Source organism: Virgibacillus sp. (genome assembly GCF_013393565.1).
GTDB lineage: Bacteria > Bacillota > Bacilli > Bacillales > Amphibacillaceae > Virgibacillus > Virgibacillus dokdonensis.
The window spans coordinates 1-20,276 of the sequence record NZ_JABXHF010000014.1; the positions used below are offsets into that span (position 1 = coordinate 1).

The 20,276-nt window shown below is 37.4% G+C and carries 14 protein-coding genes and 1 pseudogene; 7 read left to right on the forward strand and 8 right to left on the reverse strand.

The features are described 5' to 3' along the window. Nucleotides 1-423: 423 nt before the first annotated feature. The 3 genes from HLX49_RS04405 to HLX49_RS04415 all read right to left on the reverse strand — a co-directional run bounded on the left by HLX49_RS04405 (nucleotide 424) and on the right by HLX49_RS04415 (nucleotide 8,560). Nucleotides 424-4,221, reverse strand: a complete 3,798-nt coding sequence (locus tag HLX49_RS04405; protein WP_101932844.1) for a S8 family serine peptidase — start codon at nucleotides 4,219-4,221, stop codon at nucleotides 424-426. 1,476 nt (nucleotides 4,222-5,697) lie between these two features. After that, nucleotides 5,698-7,107: an NADP-dependent phosphogluconate dehydrogenase gene (gene gndA / locus HLX49_RS04410; RefSeq protein WP_077706369.1), complete on the reverse strand. Its 1,410-nt coding sequence runs from the start codon at nucleotides 7,105-7,107 to the stop codon at nucleotides 5,698-5,700. Nucleotides 7,108-7,483: 376 nt separating this feature from the next. Continuing rightward, entirely contained in the window at nucleotides 7,484-8,560 is a 1,077-nt protein-coding gene (locus HLX49_RS04415; RefSeq protein ID WP_101932846.1) for a glycosyltransferase family 4 protein, read from the reverse strand. 383 nt (nucleotides 8,561-8,943) lie between these two features. On the opposite strand from HLX49_RS04415, the gene HLX49_RS04420 reads away from it, so the two are divergent. Then, on the forward strand, nucleotides 8,944-9,348 hold the full coding sequence (locus tag HLX49_RS04420; RefSeq protein WP_296360911.1) for a hypothetical protein: 405 nt from the start codon (nucleotides 8,944-8,946) through the stop codon (nucleotides 9,346-9,348). 327 nt (nucleotides 9,349-9,675) lie between these two features. On the opposite strand, the pseudogene HLX49_RS04425 reads toward HLX49_RS04420, so the two are convergent. Further along, nucleotides 9,676-10,005, reverse strand: a pseudogene (locus HLX49_RS04425) (HPr(Ser) kinase/phosphatase); the annotation flags it as partial. A gap of 2 nt (nucleotides 10,006-10,007) precedes the next feature. Between HLX49_RS04425 and HLX49_RS04430 the strand changes: the two are divergent. Continuing rightward, entirely contained in the window at nucleotides 10,008-10,595 is a 588-nt protein-coding gene (locus tag HLX49_RS04430; protein ID WP_296360912.1) for a TRM11 family SAM-dependent methyltransferase, read from the forward strand. Between the two features lie 789 nt (nucleotides 10,596-11,384). On the opposite strand, the gene HLX49_RS04435 is transcribed toward HLX49_RS04430, so the two are convergent. From HLX49_RS04435 to HLX49_RS04450, 4 genes are read right to left on the reverse strand one after another with little or no spacing between them, the layout of a single operon-like run. After that, nucleotides 11,385-11,690 (reverse strand): PTS sugar transporter subunit IIB, encoded by a 306-nt coding sequence (locus HLX49_RS04435; protein WP_077706379.1) that lies wholly within the window; start codon nucleotides 11,688-11,690, stop codon nucleotides 11,385-11,387. Continuing rightward, on the reverse strand, nucleotides 11,687-12,025 hold the full coding sequence (locus HLX49_RS04440) for a PTS lactose/cellobiose transporter subunit IIA (RefSeq protein ID WP_077706380.1): 339 nt from the start codon (nucleotides 12,023-12,025) through the stop codon (nucleotides 11,687-11,689). Before HLX49_RS04440 ends, HLX49_RS04435 begins: the two co-directional genes overlap by 4 nt. Next, nucleotides 12,022-13,314 carry a PTS sugar transporter subunit IIC gene (locus tag HLX49_RS04445; protein ID WP_077706381.1) on the reverse strand — a complete coding sequence of 431 codons (1,293 nt, stop codon included), beginning with the start codon at nucleotides 13,312-13,314 and terminating at the stop codon, nucleotides 12,022-12,024. The genes HLX49_RS04440 and HLX49_RS04445 overlap by 4 nt, the downstream gene beginning before the upstream one ends. A 17-nt stretch (nucleotides 13,315-13,331) precedes the next feature. Next, nucleotides 13,332-14,633 carry a 6-phospho-beta-glucosidase gene (locus HLX49_RS04450; protein WP_296360913.1) on the reverse strand — a complete coding sequence of 434 codons (1,302 nt, stop codon included), beginning with the start codon at nucleotides 14,631-14,633 and terminating at the stop codon, nucleotides 13,332-13,334. Nucleotides 14,634-15,397: 764 nt separating this feature from the next. Between HLX49_RS04450 and HLX49_RS04455 the strand changes: the two genes are divergently transcribed. The 5 genes from HLX49_RS04455 (at nucleotide 15,398) to zwf (ending at nucleotide 20,232) form a co-directional block, all read left to right on the forward strand. Further along, nucleotides 15,398-16,123 (forward strand): GntR family transcriptional regulator, encoded by a 726-nt coding sequence (locus tag HLX49_RS04455; protein ID WP_077706383.1) that lies wholly within the window; start codon nucleotides 15,398-15,400, stop codon nucleotides 16,121-16,123. Nucleotides 16,124-16,241: 118 nt separating this feature from the next. After that, on the forward strand, nucleotides 16,242-16,940 hold the full coding sequence (gene chbG / locus HLX49_RS04460) for a chitin disaccharide deacetylase (protein ID WP_296360914.1): 699 nt from the start codon (nucleotides 16,242-16,244) through the stop codon (nucleotides 16,938-16,940). Between the two features lie 460 nt (nucleotides 16,941-17,400). After that, on the forward strand, nucleotides 17,401-18,147 hold the full coding sequence (locus HLX49_RS04465; protein WP_077706385.1) for a threonine/serine exporter family protein: 747 nt from the start codon (nucleotides 17,401-17,403) through the stop codon (nucleotides 18,145-18,147). Between the two features lie 103 nt (nucleotides 18,148-18,250). Beyond that, nucleotides 18,251-18,694, forward strand: a complete 444-nt coding sequence (locus HLX49_RS04470; protein WP_077706386.1) for a threonine/serine exporter family protein — start codon at nucleotides 18,251-18,253, stop codon at nucleotides 18,692-18,694. Between the two features lie 65 nt (nucleotides 18,695-18,759). Continuing rightward, complete coding sequence (gene zwf, locus HLX49_RS04475) at nucleotides 18,760-20,232, forward strand: glucose-6-phosphate dehydrogenase (protein ID WP_077706387.1); 1,473 nt, start codon at nucleotides 18,760-18,762, stop codon at nucleotides 20,230-20,232. Nucleotides 20,233-20,276 lie beyond the last annotated feature (44 nt).

Sequence of the window (20,276 nt, forward strand, 5' to 3'; positions counted from 1 at the left end):
GTTTAAGAATACGTAAATATTTGTCCCCTAAAGTCATGTTTTAACCTCCATGTTAGTTTCTTCTATTTTAAATGAAAGGGGCTTCTTGCCAAGCACTTATAGTGAAAACATTGCCGTTTTGTTAAAAAAGCTCGCCTGTAAGGGCTTTTCCTATTAGAAATGGACTCCTATAATATAAAGCGAACCTGCAATAAGTAATCGCTTTCTTTCACCCCTATTAATTGTTTAGTAGCCCAAGGGTATGGATCTAAAGACTCACGAAAAAGGAGTACGTGCTCTTATCTCCAACTTAGACTTGGTCTGCTCATATCTTCCAATTCATGAAGTGAGAGTCTTACTGCACCTAAAAATATTCACCTATAGTGCAAAGAAAGACCCGACACTAATCTAGCGCCGAGCCTTGCTGACATTTAACTCATTTACTTAACCAAAAATCGACCATAATTTACCGAACATGATCCATAATTGGGAAAATAGATAGGAAAAGAAGTTATCCTCTATTCCTCCGTCTTTATCATCATCTTTATCCTCTTCGTCTTCTTTGCTCTCTTTTTGTTTTGTTACCTCATACGTTTTAACAGTTTCATTTCCGGCTACATCGACGACTTTAAACTCAAATTCGTTTTTCCCATCCTCTAAGTCTAATTCTACTTCGACGAGCTCATCGAAACGGTTATCGCCATAAGGTTGGGAAAGCTCATGTGTATAGACATGGTCGCCATCAACAAATACATTAATATCGTCAAAGTTGTCGCGAACTCTTGCTTTTACAGTAATCGTATCTTGCTTTGTTTTCTTTTTCCCTTTTACATTTAATTTAGCTTGCTTCGTATCTACAAAATAACGTCGGCCTATTTCTGTTTCGTTGCCAAGCGTGTCCACTGCTTTCACCCGTTTAAAATAATACCCGTCCTTTTTATGATTCACAGGTAAGGAAAATTCATAACGGTCTTTTTCTTCATTAAACGCAAGCTTTGCTTTTTTTCCATCGACCGTTACTTCCTTTACATCCGTTTCATCTGTTACATATCCTGAGAAAACAACTTCTCTCTTATCATGAGCCCCTAGATTTTCTGGAGCAAGCAAACGTAAGTCCGGTGCGGTTTTATCAGGCTCTTGCATTTCTGCTTCTACTTCCTTTTCATTTCCTGCATAGTCTGTCACTTTTACTGTTATTTTTGCATCTTCATCGACGGATAAAGAATGTTCCTTTTCTCCATTCACATACGGTTCTTCTAACACAGATTCACCATTTACAAAAATCCCCCAAGAAGCCACGCCACTCCCTTTTTTAGCATCTTTTGCTGTTACAGTAAGCATTTCATTATCAAAATTATACGTTGCTTCTACTTCTGGAGCGGTTGTATCTAAAATTACTGGTAGCTTTAGCTTCTGCCATTCGGCACCGTCATAATCAACCTTTGCTTGCGCTTGTAAATAGTATTTTCCTTCTGGGGCCATCTTACCCTTCACTTTTCCGTCCCAAGCTCGATCTGACGAAATAGAATAATAGGCTCCTTTTCCAGAATCATAATAGTTTTTTCTAATACCGGACTCTAAACGAATCGTACGAACTTTCTTTCCTTGTTCATCTAGTACAGTAAACTTGGCATCCTTTGCATTTCTTAAAAATGACAATATCGGAAGCGCATCATCTTTTACACCATCATCATTTGGGGAAAAGGCGATCTTTTCAGGGTTAATGTCACCTGTATTTAAATCTTCACCTAAAAAGTTATACTGCATATCACCATTTTTATCTTCGCCAGCTGAAGTTACAACCCCTGTCATACCATAAAATGAATCTTCTTCCCATACTGGCGCATCAAAAATCGAAGCTGCATCCCAATCACCTTTAAAACCGACATATGGAACCGTTAGTTCTGGATATGTGTCTGTCGGATCCGTTAACGTAACAAAGCCTTCTAACCAGTAACCGTTTGTAAAAACTTTTGCTAACTCGTTGTTGACAGAACTTACATCAACGGTTACCGTAAAAGTTGTCTTTCCGTTTGCAGGTACTTCAATCGTAGCTTGTTTTTTCCCATTAATGGTCACAGCGTCTCCTAAATCATTAGACGGTAATAGATTTGGAGCTGTAACGAGATCATCTCCACTGTTTGCAGACGTATCTGTTTGCGCATTCGCATTCACTTCATAGGATACAGCTGTATCTTGGAAATTTTCAGCTGTCAGTTCAAAAGACACGCGATCTTCTGTTATTTCTTTTAAAGCGACCTTGGCTTCTTTCGTGTTAGATTCTGTCACGACTACAGGTGTAGTAAGTGCAGCATGAAGTTGCATCATACCAGAACCTTGTCGGCGTGGAGATACAGGTTCTTCTTCAAACTGTACTTGCTTTGCCGTATTCATCATCATATTTTTGGCTAAGACAATCCGATTAGCATTCTCATACCCGAATTCCTCATCCACACGCTGTAAAACGAGAGCCCCGCCTCCTGCTACATGTGGTGCAGCCATCGATGTTCCGCTCATTAAACCATATTTATTATCATTTAATGTAGAATAAATTTGTCCACCTGGGGCAGTAATTTCTGGTTTAAAGTCTAGATTTGGAGTAAGTCCCCAAGAAGTAAATGCGCTCATTTTTCCAGCATCTGGGTTGTCTATCGTTGCACTATCGCCAGTAAAAGCAATATTTACTTGCTTTTTTTCTGCAATAGCCTGTGCGAGCTTATCTCCATCACTCTTTAACATAAATAACTGTGGAATGGTAATCTCAGCTGCAGTTGCCATATTAACAATACCATCTGTGTTATTATAAATAATCACACCAGCGGCCCCCGCATTTTGCGCATTGATCGCTTTATCTGTAAACGCCAATTCTCCACGTTGAATTAGGGCAAACTTCCCTTCTACATTTTTGCCTTCAAAATCTTCTGGGTGCCCAAGCCCAGCATGAAAGAGAGGATAGGAATTACCATCTGTCTTAGGCTCCGTGTTACCTGCCGACAGGAAGGCTGCTGTGCCTTGTTGATCATCTATCATATACGCTAACTGATCTACTTGCATAAACGTATTTTCAAACGAAGCAACTTGAAGCGAATCATCAGAAACACCAGGTGAGCCTGCTACACCGTAATCTGGATTATCTACATCTGGATAAGCAAACCCATCTCCAAATAAAGCAGAATTTCCTGCAGAAATAGACATAAGAACGCCATTTTCTACAGCACGAGAAACAGCCTGTTGTTCAGGAGAATCATTATTTACATAGCCTGCGGGTGATCCTAAACTCAAATTTAATGCATCTACGCCAAGCTTAATCGCATCATCAATCGCTTTTACATAAATATCACCAAAAGTAGATCGCATTTCAGGATCATTTCCAAACACTTTTAGTGCAAGTAGCTGCGCTTCTGGTGCCACCCCGATGACACCACTATTTTCTTCATCGCCATTAGCTCCAACCGTACCTGCTACATGCATGCCGTGATAATTTGCATTTGCATGTATTTCTCTTATTTCATCATTTTTATCCATATAATTATAGCCATATGGAACTTTTTCCGTATAAAATTTACCTGGAAGCGATTCGTCATTCACGACTTGTTCGACTTCTTCTTCAGATAAATCCGCCGTTTGCTCGTTAGATAAAGCCATATCCTGGTGAGTTGGATCAATACCAGTATCAATAATACCGATAACCATGCCCTCACCTTTAAAATCATATTCCCTCCAAGCCTGCTGTGCTTCTACTAGTTCTTTACTATACTTCATATCTGGCTTAGCAATTGGGCGCTCATATTCGTTTACCGTATGCACCTTTTTAACGTTTTTAATCTTTTTGATTTTATCAAGATCACCTTGTTTTACTTCAGCACTAAAGCCATTTACAACTGTTGTAAATTCCTCGTGATACGTTGCATCGACTTTTTTCTGTTTCATTTCTTCTTTTATCGAATTTTGCTTTTTCTTGGCATCATTTTCCAATTTTTCTTTTTCATTTTTCGGCATTTGATTAAACATAATACCTTTTTTCGTTGCCTTTTCAATTGCTGGTTCATCCTCTACCTCTACAATAACACGTGTTTTCTCATCCGGATTTTCTGTTTGTTTTAATGGTTCAGACGAAAGATCAGGCTTGTTCTTCATTTCTGGCAATTTCTCGACTGCGTGGATAGTTGAAAAACTACTAAAAGTGAGTAAAAATATTAATAAAATCATAAAAGAACGTTTCATTGCTGGTGTAAACCTCATTCATTTTCCCCCTTATAAAATGGTAGAAATTTTGATATGCATTCCCTTACTAGAAAGACACCAATGGATAAAATCCTTAGAAATACTTGGCTTCTCGCCAAGTCCTTATGGCGAAAGGCGTAGTTTTTCTTATACTATAGACCTTTAAACTTTTATACTTTCCTATAGTGTTAGAAAAACTTATTTACTACTACATTTTCATGGCATAAACTGCCATTTTTTGTTTAAAAAACATGTCTGCAGTTGCTTTTCATAATAGAGTAGCTATATCAAGCTATTCATGGCAGTTTTTCTGGGACGACAAATTTTATTTCATATTTAAGAACAAGCAATTCCCCCCTTTCTATTAATCTAAATTTTCCGATATATTAAAGCATAATAAAGTTACTAGATTGAAGGAAGTGTAAATAGTCCTGCATGTAAATAGGGAAATTGGGAAATTTCGACAAATACATACATATTTTTATCAAACTTTTGCACTACACAAAATATTGCAAATCAAAATGACTAGCTTTACTTTATAGCATTTCAGGTACTGAAAACTTATTTTGCGGCTTGAGAATATGGATTCGATGCTTGACTTAATCTTTTCGAGGCTTACTTCATTCGGGGAGCGAGAATACAAATTTGAGGGTGACTTGCTCTATTCGGAGCTCGAGGGGCTGATTTTTGGCGCTCAGCTTCATCTATTCAGTGCGTGAGAGTCCCATTTGGATGCGCTCCTTAATTCTGTACGGCGCAAGAGGTTCGCCTATTTGAGGAAACAATTTGATCTATTGAATCCACGAGATGATCGCTTGGAAGCTCAGACTATCGCATGTACGGAACTTCCGTCGTAATGCCCATCTGCTCCGTCCCGCTTATTAGAAAAGCTTGTCCTATCGATAATTCCTTGGCGCAAGCTACCTTTTTGCTTATACTATAAAACGAAAAATTTCATACATAACTATACTGTGGAAATAGGACTTTTTTAGTAGGTTTCGTCAAATTCTGCATAATTTCGTTTTATGAGGTCTGCTTTGATTGTTGTAAATTTCATATGTAGTATGGAATGGTTGTATAGTAAAATAAATACAATCTAACATACGTGTTAAATTGTGAACTTCAGCGAATTTTTTATAACTCCAGCGACTTAACATTATTTTCATTTTAAGCAGCACACTTAAAACCCCCTCCACTTAATGTGGAGGGGGTAGCTGTCGAGCGATAGAAAGTTACAATTAGCTGCTTGTGTATAACAACATAACCGAATAAGCCACGTCTGGCTCCAGCGCTCAGCAACGAGGCAACTTCACGAAATCCCTACGATAAGTCATCATCGGTTTGTCGATAAGAGGAAGGCCGACTAAAAGCGGGCTTGCCGCACGACGTCGCGATACCCCCTCTGTTTTAGTGGCATCATTCCTTTGTCTCGGTTAATTCGCTCCATTCGCTTTCGCTACGTTGCTAAACGGGTGCCCCAAGCTTTGTTCATTATTAAAACCAGTTGGTGTGGAAAATGCCTGTTTTATCTTTTCGTTGATACGTATGAGCACCAAAATAATCACGTTGGGCTTGCACTAAATTAGCTGGTAAATCCGCAGAACGATAACTGTCGTAATAAGCAATTGCGCTAGAAAAAGCAGGAACAGCAATACCTTGCTTAATTGCAACTGCGACGACTTCTCGTAAAGCATCTTGATAATTTTCTACAATCTCTTTAAAATATGGATCCAGTAATAAATTCGCTAAGTCAGGTGTTCTGTCGTACGCATCTTTAATTTTTTGTAGGAATTGCGCACGAATAATACATCCACCACGCCAAATCATCGCAATATCGCCATAATTTAGATCCCAGTCATTTTCTTCCGATTGCGCACGCATTTGCGCAAATCCTTGAGCATATGAGCAAATCTTACTCATATATAAGGCCTTTCTAACTGCTTCAATAAGCTCTTTTCGATCACCAATGAATGGCTTTTTCTCAGGTCCATGCAACTGTGCACTTGCATGTACACGCTCATCCTTCATCGCAGAAATAAACCTGGCAAATACAGACTCCGTGATTAAAGGAAGAGGTACACCTAAGTCTAATGCATTTTTACTTGTCCACTTTCCTGTTCCCTTCTGTCCTGCTGTATCTAAAATAACATCTACTAGTGGCTGATTTGTTTCTTCATCTTTCTTCGTAAAAATATCTGCCGTTATTTCAATAAGATAGCTATCTAATTCTCCTTCATTCCATTCAGCAAACACTTCATGTAACTCGTCTGCTTCCATACCGAGGACATGTTTTAAAATAAAATAAGCTTCAGCTATCAACTGCATATCGCCATATTCAATACCATTATGCACCATTTTTACATAGTGTCCAGCACCATCAGGACCAATATATGTTGTACATGCTGCTCCATCTACTTTAGCTGCAATAGCTTCAAAGATGGGAGCCACTAATTCATGGGCTTCTTTTTGACCACCTGGCATTATGGAAGGACCTTTTAATGCTCCTTCTTCACCACCGGAGACCCCTGTTCCAATAAAATGGACCCCTGATTTTACTAGTTCTTTATTACGACGAATCGTGTCTTCATAAAGTGTATTTCCACCATCAATTAAAATATCGCCTTTATCCAAGTGAGGAAGAAGTGATTCAATCGTAGCATCCGTAGCAGCTCCTGCTTTAACCATTAATAAAATTTTTCTAGGCTTTTCTAATGATGCAACAAATTCGTCAATCGATTTTGCACCTTTAAATTGTTTTCCTTTTGCCTCATTGGCTAAGAAAGCATCTGTTTTATCACTTGAACGGTTATAAACAGCAACCGAATAACCACGACTTTCAATATTTAACGCTAAGTTCTTACCCATTACTGCTAGACCGATTACGCCGATTTGTTGTTTTTCCATGTTTGTAGGTCATTCCCTTCTCTAATCATGCTTCATGTATTATAAATTGCAGCTTCAATGAGTGAGGTTTTCTTACCCACTGATTGTTCGATGAATATATCAGAGTTTAGATGCTGTTATCTCCACTTAAACTTGTCCAAATCGCATCTTCCTATTCTTAAAGTCCGATTGTTACAGCATCTTATCCCCAGAATAAATTCTTCCTTTATTATATTAAACTTTTCACATTTTGACGATTGATTACGTTTATGCCTTCGTATTCCTATTTCCAGCGTGAAGAATGCGCACACTGTAAAAGCACGTATATGTTCCGTTGCTCATAGACTTTACGTCTTATCCTTGTAGCGTAATCAATCACTTGAAAGACTTTCACGTATTAACGATTTTTTTTCTTTCTTGTAACCAATAGACGAAGCATACGCAAGACAGGTCGCTTTCCTCCCATTACAATACCTGCCATTTCAGCAAATAAATGCAATAAAATAAGCACAATAACGGTAATAATAAAGGAAACCGTAATACTTGCATTGGAAAACAGCACAGCCAAAGTGCCGAACAATGCACTAAAACCATAAATAATTAACACTGTTTTGCGATGACTATACCCAGCCTGCAATAGTTGATAATGAATATGCTTATTATCAGGCATCATAATATTTTCCTTATTATATGCTCTTCTTGCAATTGCAAACAACGTATCAAATATAGGTACAGCTAGCACAATAATCGGAATTACAAAACTAAATAATGCCACGTTTTTAAATAAACCGAGCATGGAAACGACAGCGATCATATAACCTAAAAAATTAGATCCCGTATCCCCCATATAAATTTTAGCAGGGTAAAAATTATGGTATAAAAAACCAAGGTTACTCCCTATTAAGGTAACGCATAAATACGCAACCATCATTTGCATATCAATAAATGCCATTACGCTAATGCTAATTAAAGCAATCGTTGTTACCCCTGTTGCTAAACCATCTAAGCCATCAATTAAATTTATAGCGTTTGTAATTCCTACCACCCAGAGTACCGTAATTAATACACTGGCAAATCCCAATTCTACTGTTCCAAAAAGTGGAAGCGTTAATTTTTCAATAATTAGTCCTGAAGAAACTAAAAAGGAAGCTGCAATTAATTGTCCGGTTAACTTCACAACTGGTTGGATGCCAAATCGGTCATCTAATGCACCAGTTACTATAATAACTACTGCTCCAGCAGCTATTTCAGCTAAGTGTGGATGGCTCGGCTGTAAATATAATAACCCTGCTCCCATTCCTAAAAATATAGCTAAACCACCTAAACGAGGCGTTACCTTCGTATGTATTTTTCGATAGTTCGGGAAATCTACAGCGCCCACAAAAACGGCAAATTTTTTCACAGGATAGGTCAATAGAAAAGAAGTGGCAGCTGCAATGACAAAAGCTATCATAAAGTCTACATAATTTATCATATTATTCTCCTACTGTTCTTAGCTGAGTTTCTTCTTCGCTAAAATGTATAATCGACTTAAATTATATCGAATCCTAGCAGTTTTTAGCAAATTATATTGTACACACCATTAAAACATGATAGGCTATTTTTGGAAGTGCTTTGCCCATTCGAATCCGGAAAAGATTTTGTTTCTAGTAATTTTTTCTAATAAAGATTGTTCAAAAATTGCATGGTTACGCACTATTCAAATGCAATTTTTGTTTATTTATATCATAACCTGAATCATTACGACATGGGGAACATAAGGCGCTTACTTCGTTTCATTCGCCATATCTGAAAATAGTGAATTGTGTTCCAACCATTTACAACTACCACACCAATAACGATAAAGGAGGTTTCCAAATGATACCGTACATATTTGTTGCAGCAGCTACATTAGCTATGTTTCCTATTTTAACTCTTTATAAAATGAATGTGGAAAAATTAAAACAAGATCCAAGTCAGCATGCGAGAGTACAAAATAATTTAATGATTGGTGTCGCTCTGAGCGAAGCTATTCCTATACTACTCATTATTTATGGCTATGCACAGATGGAAAGTGTGTCTACCGTGTCAGACTTATATCTGCCAGGGATTATTCTATTATTTTTGGTCATTTTTGCTGTTTTATTTATTTTCATGCAAGCCAAAGTGGGCGTCCCTGAAGAAGCAAAATCCATGATTACGCAATTTTCCATCATTAGTCTAATGCTGGCTCTTGCTATTCCTATTATTTCTATTGTGTCTTTATTTATGATGATGCCTTAGCACAAACAAATATGAAATTTTAGAAAAACATGGCTCATACTATAGCATTCAGTAGGAGATTTTCCCTCCCCCCTACTGAATGCTTTTTGATATTAAAAGTCCTACACAAATGAAAAAGGTAAACCCCTTTCACTTTGGCAGCAAGATTCTCTTTCTTTTGGATAAACAGAAGCAGCTTTTCGTGAACTACTCCAACATTTATCACCTTTACAGTTTGCTTAAAAAACCTTCTTGCATCATCGACAACGAACACCTTACTATTCGGCTATACCTTCACACTCGTGAAGAGGGGCACTTCTTTCGCAATTACGTTACATCGACACATAGCTATTCCGTTTCTTTATTTTCAATATCTGTTTCCAATCGCTGAATAAATTCTTCTGCAGCGCTATAACCTTGTTGATGTAAGTACCAATTATTTGCCGCAGCTTCAATTAAACCGACAACGTCCCGACCAGGCTGTAATTGAATTTCTATCGCCGGTATAGCAACACTCATATAATCGTTCGTCTTTGTTTCAAGCTCCAATTCGTTGTTTAAAGCATCCTTTTCCCATTCTGTTAAATGTATATCAAGCGCGATACGCGTTTCTTCTTGAAAGGCCTTTTGACCATATATGCGAACAACATTAAGAAGTCCAACGCTACGCAAATCATAATGTGATTTTTTCATTTCGACTTACAGATGCGACGTTTCGTTTTCGCAATCAGAATCGACGGTTCTCTCGTGCATCATTACTTCCTACTGTAGCTCATGCGATGGTGTGGTTGTCAGATCCTAAATCGACAGATATTTTCGTAGATCCTTGTTGTGGTTCAGGCACAATTTTGTCTGAACGAGCCACATACCCTGCAAATCAGATAGTTGGTGGAGATATATCTTACCCAGTCACAAAAATAGCCAAAAATAATCTTGATGATTTGATGGTGGAAGTTAATGCTTGGGATGCAAGGAAATTGCCTTTTGCTACTGGTTATGTCGATAAAATTGTAACTAATCTTCCATTTGGTAGACAAATTTCCCCCGACGAGGATTTAGAATTGTTCAATCGCCATATTATGAATGAAGTATGTAGAGTCTTGAAGCCGAACGGGAGAGCCGTTATTTTGTCTGAGAGTGTCAATCAATTGTTTTGGGAAGCAAAACGATTAGGGCTTTTTTGTCTGAAATCTTATCCTCTCAGTTTGAAGGGTGTGAATCCTACCTTGTTTGTGTTTGAAAAACAAGATGAACATAGAAAGGAGTAGCAATTTAAGAGAAAAATTCATTAAAGTAGAAATAGATGGTGGTCAAGCAGAGAATATTCTCCATCATTTTTTGATGATAACGTGTCGAAAGTTGTTTACAAAACGGTTATTAATATAAAGAAATTTTCAAAAAGAGACTAAATTTATTGTCGTGGGTACTCTTTCAAAGCTCTAAGAGCAAAGGTTTTGTTCACTCAAGGCTATCGTAAAGTTAAAAAATAAATTCAAAAAAGTTGGAGTTACTTTTGAAAAAATGTTACCTAATCTATTCCCATTTGGAAACAAACTGGCTATGAATGGGTGTCTGAAGACTTCTATTGTGCTGATTTTTCCATATTAACTAAGCAATAGAGGAGGGGTATTTTTAACTCTCTTTCCACACTATTTTCAAGATTACCCCTAATTGTTTATAGACCAAGGTGAGGAACAAAAGGACTGCGTGAGGAAGTTGCGTAATTTAGTAGACTTGTGCAGTCCTCTTCTTTCCTTTGAAGCGGGAACCTGATAGCACCTTGGATAAAAATTCGTTTTTACTTTTCAGAAAGAATTGGCCTGTCTCCAAGTCTTATGGCAATACCTTTGTTATTCTTATACTATAAAACCAATAAAACTTATACTTTTCTATAGTGTAATTAAAAACTCGGTTTATCCCAGCCTTTTTTGGTGAAAGTTGGATGTTCACTTATACGATAGCCCCGAATATTTCACTCTTTCCTATAATGAAATAAAAAAAGCTGTACCGAAGTTCGTTTTACGACTCCGTACAACTTTTTTAACTAGTTATTACGTTTATTGTTTAACTAAAGATAACGCTTGATCCAATACTTTATCCCCTTGAATCATGCCATATGCCATTTGATCAATAACTTCTACGGCGATGCCTTTAGGTTCAAGCTGTGTTCTTATTTTTGCTTCTAAATATCTGACTTGCGGTCCTATAAGCACGACATGAAGGTCGTCTAACTCATTCTTTAGCTGTGATTCTGCCATAGCACGAATATCTACTTCTAAATTCCGTTGCGTCGCTGCTTCCTTCATTTTCTTCACGAGCATCGATGTTGACATACCTGCTGAACAAACAAGAATAATCTTCATCTTTGATCCTCCTCTATCGTTTCTAGTTTTTCATATAACGCTATCATTTCAATTGCCAAATCCTTTACAGTTAGCGCTGTCATTAAATGGTCTTGGGCATGGATTAAAATGACGGATAAATCGGTGTGTGCGCCTTCCGCTTCTTGCTGCAACAACTTTGTTTGCATTTGATGTGCTTCAACAAAAGCTTCTTCTGCTTCCTCTATCTTTGCATGAGCTTGCTCAAACTGATACGCCTTCGCTTTTGCTATCGCTTCCATTGATAATGACCGAGCGTTCCCCGCATGCAATATAATTGTAAATGATAACTTTTGCAACTCCTCTTTTACAGTCAATTTGTTTTCCCCTCATTTCGTTTCATCATTCTCGCTCCCGCTAAAATAAACGGTATATACATAACAATAGCGAGTGTTAAATTGAATAATTGTAATACGACACCTCTAAAACTTCCTCCTGTTACAAGATAACCGCTTAGAATAGGCGGTGTGGTCCAAGGTAAGATAGCAACTGTTCTAGGGACTAGCCCTGTCGCAATGGCAATATAAGAAGTGATTGTAAGCGTAACAGGAATTAAAATAAAGGGTATTAACATCACTGGATTCAAGACGATTGGCAATCCAAATATCACTGGTTCATTAATGTTAAAAAGTCCTGCTGGCGCAGATAGTTTGGCTACTTGTCGATAAGGATGATTCTTTTCTCTGCGAATAACGATAAAGACAGCAATTAATAACGCAATGGTCGTCCCAGAACCTCCCATAAATACAAATGAATCTAAAAATGGTTTAGTCACAATATTTGGCACTTCAAATGCAGACATGCCACTCTTAAACAGATGAAGATTTTCTTCTATTAAAGGCAGATAAACAGGTTCAATGACAGAACCGATAATATTCGTGCCGTGCAATCCGAAAAACCAAAGCAAATGATTCAAAAATGAAACAAGCATAGCAGCAGGCAACGTATTTCCTAACCCTTGCAATGGCTCTTGAATAATCGTAAAGATAACTTCAAAAATACTCTGCTCTGCAAATACAATCATCAAAGCTTGGAAAAATCCAAGTAAAATTAAAATAATCACAGCAGGGATGAGCGCTTCAAAGGATCTAGTTACACCTTCAGGCACACCTTCAGGCATCTTAATGGTCAGCTTGGAAGTAATTAATATTCGAAACAACTCGGTTACTACTAACGATAAAATGATACCAACAAACAAACCTTGTGTTCCAAGCCATCCCATATTTAGACCGCCGTCAGCAGTAATAGGAACTAACATAATAAATCCAGCACCTGCTATTAACCCCGCAGCCAAGCCATCCAATTCATATGACTTCGCTAAATTATACGCAATGGAAAAGGTAACTAACAAACCTAGAACAGCAAACGTCCCATTCCAAATACTTCCCCCCACCGCTTGCCAGTTTCCATCTCCAAAAATACCGTTCATCCATTCCACAAAATGGAACGCTCCAAAGGGAGGAAAATTGTTAATTAAAATAGCTAACGACCCGACAATAATTAATGGCATGATGGCAACGAATCCATCACGTATAGCTACAAGGTGACGCTGTGACCCAATTCGACCAGCAATTTCAATGAATTTTTGCATCGCTTTATTATCCATTCGTAAAACCCCCTGTATTAGAATTGTGGTAAATAATCTTTATGTGCCTCTAATAACGCATCCAGCAATCTCTTACTATCAGCCTCCTCCCCAATTAACGGATTCATAACCATTGCCAGATAGGCATCTTCGTAATTACCGGTTATACTTGCACGGATAACCAATTTTTCAAACGCTTTCATTTGGTAAATATGTCCTTTTACACTGTCTGGTAAAGATCCAACTACAATTGGTTGTGGTCCATTCTTTGTAATAACACTATTCACTTCAATAACCGCATCTTCTGGCAAATCAGGGATTGCTCCGTTATTTAATGTATTTACCGTTTGAACATCCGCTTTGTTATTATAAATAGAGTCCATCAGACTACATGCTACATCACTATAAAACGCCCCACCTCTTTCTTCTAGCTCTTTTGGTTTTTCACAAAGGTCAGGATTTTTGTATAGCTCAAATAACGATTTCTCTAGTTGCTGGACCACTTCTGCACGCGTTCCATTTTCTTTTAATGCCTGCACGTCTTTCTTTAATACTTGGGCGGTTTGAAAATAATATTGATGATACGGGTTTGGCAATAACGAAGTTGCTTTAATAAAAGTTTGAGACCAACCGAGATTTACGATATTGGCAGGAGAATAATCTAAACCTTCTTTTAATTTAGCAAGCACTTCTGTTGTATAGTCAACACCGTTTACCCATACTTTACGACCAAACACATAATGATTCATACCAATAAATTCAATCATTATATTTTCAGGTTTTGTATTTAAGATTTCTGCAGTGGAATGACGCATATTATAAGGAATATTGCAGACGCCGATTACTTTTTTATGTGGGGAATACTTTAACAACGCCTCTGTCACTATTCCTGCAGGATTTGTAAAATTAATTATCCAAGCATCAGGACAAATTTCATGGACATCTTTTGCTAACTCCATTAAGACGGGGATCGTACGGAATGCTTTGAATATGCCCCCTGCCCCATTTGTTTCTTGACCAATATATCCATACTCCAGTGGAATTCGTTCATCTTTTGACCTTGCCGCTAAACCACCCACCCTTATCTGTGTCGAAACAAAATCAGCCTGTTTTAATGCCTCCCTTCTATCCAATGTCCATGATAATTGTATTGGTTTTTTGGCTTTTTCAATCATCCGCTTTGCTAACTGCCCGACAATTTCCAGCTTTTGTTTACCTGCTTCAACATCTACTAAAACGATCTCTGTAACGGGAAAGGAATCATGTCGCAAAATAATTCCTTCGATAATCTCTGGTGTATAACTAGACCCACCGCCAATTACTACTAATTTAAGTGTCATTTGTCTATCTCCTTTGCTGTACGTATTATGCATACACTGGTACTTCGTTTTTCTTCTGAATCACCTAAAATGTATCATACAAATTTTAAAATGTAAATACATTTAGTGAAAATAATAATTTGTAATACCATTTATACGGAATAAGTTGTGTTTTAACAAATAATCTTGTACACTTTGACTACATGTTACTTCTATTTACTGTTGCTAAAGAAAATAAATACATTTGTTGTAGCTGTATACATCATTCGCATTAATAGGATCTACTATTGCTTCTATAGGAAAATGGATAACTCCATAAACAGATTACGAAGGATAATACAAGTATTAAAATGTTATTACAAATAGGTACATCTAGCAATTTCTGTTAGTGTGTCTTTATTCCAGGTGATCTAAAACTCCCACCCAAATATTGGGGCTATATAAGCTGAACAAGTCGAAAGCACCTAAATCCCTTTTTTTCATAAGAGTCCTTTAGGCTATATCCTTGAACAACTAAACTAATTAGGGGATGTAAGAAGATCGCTACGTATAACAGTTTCATTTTATATAGATATTAGAAAAACTTGGCTTGTCGCCAAGTCTTATGGTGAAAGCTCTAGTTTTTCTTATACTATAAACCAAATAAACTTATACTTTCCTATCGTGTAAAAAAGCTGGACCTCAAATTTATTTAAGCTGTATGTAGAAGAAAGCGTTGTTTTATTCAACTGTATATGTGTAGTACGTTAAATAACGAAAACATATGAATTAGAAAGGAGAGCAAAATGAAAAAAAATCCATCCTTGCATGCCTATATTAAAGATGAGCTACTGAATCAAATAAAAGCAAACAAATATAAACCAGGAGACAAAATTCCAACAGAGCTAGAATTGTGTAAAGATTTTAATGTAAGTCGTACTACAGTTAGAACTGCCCTTAACCAATTAACGCTCGAAGGCTACTTAGTACGTCATCAAGGGAGGGGTACCTTTGTAGCTGATCAAAAGCTAAAGCAAACGTTAACCCAAACAGTGAAACGCTATAGCGATCAGGTAGCCATTCAAGGAAAAGAGGCAAAAATCTTTGTTCTATCGATCACTGTTATTCCAGCAAATGAATATTTAAGTCAGCAGCTAGAGGTCGCGCACAACGATCCCATTCAATGTATTGAAAGAATTCGCAAAGCCAATGATGAACCTACACAATATGAAATTGCTTACATCCCTTGGATTGTAGCACCAGGAATTACGGAAACACAAGCGGCTTCATCGCTATACGCTTCTTTAAAAAATGATTTTCAAGTGCATGTTGCAAAAACGATTGAGCATATAGAAATAACGCTGGCGGACGAAATTTGTTCCAAGCATTTAGACTGTGAATTGCATGCACCTTGTTTTTATATTGAAACCCTTGCTGAAAATGAAAACCAAGAAAAAGTAGAATATTCACGTGCTTATTTTAGAGGAGATAAAACTAATTTTGTCATTGAGCGAAATTATCCTAATTCTTAGAACAACTCGGCTTAACAGCAAATCATTATGATGCAAGCTACCGCTCGTAAAATGCGAGATATTTTAATGTACAGATTGTAGCATTTCAACTATTATAAAATATATGGGGGCATATCTCATGAAGATTTTAATCAATGCAGACGATTTTGGCTTAACAAAAGGTGTAACAGAAGGAATTATAAAAGCACATACAGATGGTATTGTTCAATCTACAACACTTATGATGAACGGCAAAGCTACACAATACGCTATTGCAAAAGCAAAAAAACACCCTTCCTTACAGGTGGGAATTCACCTCGTTTTAACTTGGGGAAAGCCATTGAACAACGATTTAGCCATATTAACTAATAAAGACGGTTTTTTCAAGTTTTCAAAATTGGAAAGAGAGCTTCATACAGAAGAATTAACAGCCATTAAAAAAGAGTGGCAGACACAAATAGACGCTTTTCTATCTTCCGGATTACCTCTTCACCATATTGATAGCCACCATCATGTACATGGATGGAAAGCGCTAAAGTCTGTTATTATAGAATTAGCTACGATGTATCAAGTTCCCGTTCGCTACACAGAATCGTTACGAAATGAAAGCGATTTGCTATTAACAGAACAGATTTGGACACATTTTTATGATTCTGGGGTGAACAATAATCTCTTTTCACATTTAAAAGATTTACCGGTTAAGCATGTTGAAGTGATGGCTCATCCAGGATTTGTTGATGATGATCTACGACAACAAAGCTCATATACAATGAAGCGAGAAGAAGAATTAGAGTTACTTTGCTCCCTACAATTGCCGGATTGGGCAAAGAGGTTTTAACCGAGCGTTTCTCCCGAATAGCATATTTTTAAGAGATACTCTTTAAAAATTGGAAGTTGTGAGCTAGTCTAAATGCAAACATCGCATAAAAGTCCATTTCGAATGAGTCCTTCATCCATATGGCGATGAAAGAAAACACCCACTAATTGAAGTATCCCTTGATATACAAGTTTTGAAAGATTAGTAGTAAGGAAAAATCAAGGTCTTAAGGTAAACCCTTAATGAAAAGGGGGCTTACTCGACACTAATTGTTAGATCACACAGGCACGAACTAAAGACCTCTGCATGAATTGGGTATGTAGGTTTTCTGTGAACTACTCGCCACTTAGCATAGCTTAAAGTGGGAGAGACTTCTCTCGCAAATACGTTAATGTTTAATAGCAACTCTTCATGACTTGTACATGGCATATTACTGTATAGCCTTCGCTACAGATTAAAAAATTTCACTGGAGGAGAACAGATGAACGCTCAACCTGGTTCCATTGCAAAAGTTTGTTTGCTTGCAGGCAAAATCATGCTGGAAAGCGGTGCTGAAACGTATCGTGTAGAGGACACGATGAACCGGATTGCTGCATCATTTGGACTTGAAAACGCTGAAAGTTATGCTACACCTACAGGGGTTCAGTTTTCTACGGAAGGAGAAGTTTCCTATTTTCGGAGAATTTCCAATCGTTCCAATGATCTTCAAAGAATTACAGACGTCAATAGTATATCTAGGCAAATTACAGCCCAATCCTTAGATGCCAAAGAAGCTTTATTGCTTTTAAAAGGAATCGAACATCAGAGTGAAACTTTTCCACTTTGGTTACAGTTTATAGCTGCTGCCCTTGCTAGCGGAAGTTTTGCCATTATGTTCGGAGGTTCTTGGTCTGATTTTTTACCTGCCTGTATTGCTGGTGCTCTCGGATATGCTGCTATGATTTGGATTGAAAAATTAATTGAAATACGGTTCTTTGCTGAATTCATAGCCTCATTTTTCATTGCTGTTATTGCGGCTTTCAGTATTCATGCTGGATTTGGGCAGCATTTAGATAAAATTATTATAGGTGCTGTGATGCCGCTTGTCCCTGGTTTACATATTACAAATGCCGTTCGTGATTTAGTTGCTGGTCATTTAGTAGCAGGCATCTCAAAAGGCGTAGAAGCTACATTAACAGCATTTGCGATTGGTGCAGGCGTTGCTGTTCTGTTTGCATTTTTTCCGTAGAATGCATTTATAACGTTAAAAAGTATACACTAAAGAATGGTAACTTATTTAAGCATTTATCCATGATTTCTGTTTTAATGATCTTCACTAGGGAGTGATTACAATGTTACTTGCTCAGCTTGTTACAAGTTATGTTGCGGCGGCTGGTTTTGGTATTCTTTTTAATGCACCGAAGCACTCTCTTTTTCAATGCGGTATGGTTGGAATGTTCGGTTGGATGGTTTATTATATTTTAGTTGAACAAGGATTAGATGCTGTTCCTGCTAGTCTTTTTGGTTCTATGCTTGTAGGGATACTTAGTCAACTTTGTGCAAAGATATTTAAAATGCCCATTATTATTTTTAATGTTTCAGGCATTATTCCGCTTGTACCTGGTGGTTTAGCTTACGATGCGATGCGAAAGTTTGTAGAAAATGACTACTATACCGCGGTACAACTTTCAGCAAAGGTCATGCTACTTGCTGGAGCAATCGCTATCGGATTGATGTTTTCCGAGGTAATGAATCAATTGATGAAAAAAACTTCAGGCTGGCTTCATATAGAATAGTTGATTTTCACATTTTAACCTTATATGATAGTTGTGTTACTAAACAGAAAATGGAGAGGGTTCTATTGAAAACGGTGGATAAACCAAACGTCGTGATTGTCATCTTTGGAGCAACAGGGGATTTATCAAAAAGAAAGTTATTCCCTTCCATTTATCGTCTTTATCAAAACGGAAAAATTGGTGAGGATTTTGCAGTTGTTGGTCTTGCTCGCCGTCCGTGGACGAATGATATCTTTCGCGAAAAAGTATGTGAATCAATAAACGAATCAGAATCAAACAATCAAATAGACCTAGAAGCATTTGCTTCTCATTTTTATTATCAGTCTTTTGATGTTACAGATAGTTCATCTTATACCCATTTAGATGGATTGTTAAACCATCTAGAAGGTCAATACCAAACAGATGGGAATCGAATTTTTTACTTAGCTATGGCTCCGGAATACTTTGGAACGATTGCTAATCAAATTGAACAAAACGGTTTAAAAGAAAGTGTAGGCTGGACAAGGTTGGTCATTGAAAAGCCATTCGGGCACGATCATACCTCGGCAAAAGCGTTGAACAATCAAATCCGATTAGCATTTAATGAAGATCAAATATATCGTATTGACCATTATTTAGGAAAAGAAATGGTGCAAAATATTGAAGTTATTCGCTTTGCAAACGGGATATTTGAACATTTATGGAACAACCGATTTATTTCCAATATCCAAGTTACGTCCAGTGAAAAACTCGGTGTCGAAGAACGCGCGCGATATTATGATCGCTCAGGAGCAACAAGAGATATGGTGCAAAACCATATGCTTCAAATGGTCGCGTTACTAGCAATGGAGCCGCCCATTAAGCTAACTCCCGAAGAAATACGTTCAGAAAAAGTGAAAGTATTACGAGCTCTGCGGCTTGTTGAACCAACAGAGGTTGAAAATTATTTCGTCCGTGGCCAATACGGTCCAGGCCCTCTAGGAAAAGGATATCGCGAAGAAGCGCCAGAATTGAAAAACTCGATCACAGAAACGTACGTTGCTGGGAAGGTAATGATTGATAACTATCGTTGGGCAGGCGTCCCTTTCTATATTCGAACAGGTAAGAAAATGAAAGAAAAATCAATTAAGATCGTTGTTGAATTTAAAGATATTCCAATGAATCTATATTATAAGGATGAAGCAAAGAGACATCCTAATCTGCTCGTCATCAACATTCAACCAGACGAAGGCATTACACTTCATTTAAATGCAAAAAAAGCTGGTATAGGTTCCATTGCCCAACCAATTGAATTATCTTATACAAACAATGGTGTCGATGGAATAAACACACCAGAAGCTTATGAAAAATTAATTTACGATTGTATTATCGGTGATACGACTAACTTTACCCATTGGGATGAAGTAGCCTATTCATGGAAATATGTAGATGCTGTTTTAGACGCATGGTCAAAAACAGAGCCTCTGTTTCCAAATTACGCTGCCGGATCAATGGGACCAGAAGCGGCAGACCGCCTACTTGAAAAAGACGGGTTCCATTGGTGGCCAATAACCGATTAAAACTGAAGCTCTTTGCTTTTATAGCAAAGAGCTTTTTTTGTTTA